This is a genomic window from Autumnicola edwardsiae (genome assembly GCF_031846505.1).
Taxonomy (GTDB): domain Bacteria; phylum Bacteroidota; class Bacteroidia; order Flavobacteriales; family Flavobacteriaceae; genus Autumnicola; species Autumnicola edwardsiae.
Window position 1 is genome coordinate 1 of the sequence record NZ_JAVRHP010000291.1, and the last position, 586, is coordinate 586.

Sequence of the window (586 nt, forward strand, 5' to 3'; positions counted from 1 at the left end):
AATTTTTATCTTGTTCGGATCTTGCCTGTTGGAAAAAAGAGATAAAATTTCAATGGTTTCGTTATTTTGTCGGTAGTAGAGATTATTAAATTTTGCAACCACCGCTCTTCTAACAGTTTTCTTCTGTTTGGAAGTTGGAAAGAGTTCTGGATTTTTAGAAATTAATTCAATTGTATGATCAAGTTCCTGAGAGAAATTTTTAAGTTCTCTGTCCGTCCAGTTTTTTTCTAAATGTTCTAAGGTATCTTCTAATTCGGAAAGTGCGTGGTCAGTCCATCGAATTTTATAACCACTTTTCATATAATTTTCTTGCTTCTGAATGAGATTTTAATTTTCCGGAATCAGCATCTTTAATTCCTTGTTCTATAGATTTTTTTTCTTCTTTGGAGATTTCTTTCCACCAGTCCGTTTTCTCACTCTCGCGCAACTTCATTATTTTTTCAATGATGGATTGGTCATTCAGGGTTGACAACCACTGAATTAATTCTATTTTTTTATTTTGAAGATTTATGTCCATAACTCAAATTTACAATTTTGAACTTAAATATCTCTGATTGTTCAAATGTTTTTAACTGCTGCATAACGT

The 586-nt window shown here is 31.4% G+C and carries 2 protein-coding genes; both read right to left on the reverse strand.

From position 1 onward, the window contains the following. Positions 1–300: type II toxin-antitoxin system RelE/ParE family toxin (locus RM529_RS17705; RefSeq protein ID WP_311486052.1), on the reverse strand; the 300-nt coding region annotated here is incomplete at its 3' end. After that, positions 284–517 carry a hypothetical protein gene (locus tag RM529_RS17710; RefSeq protein WP_224470324.1) on the reverse strand — a complete coding sequence of 78 codons (234 nt, stop codon included), beginning with the start codon at positions 515–517 and terminating at the stop codon, positions 284–286. The genes RM529_RS17705 and RM529_RS17710, both read right to left, overlap by 17 nt. Positions 518–586 lie beyond the last annotated feature (69 nt).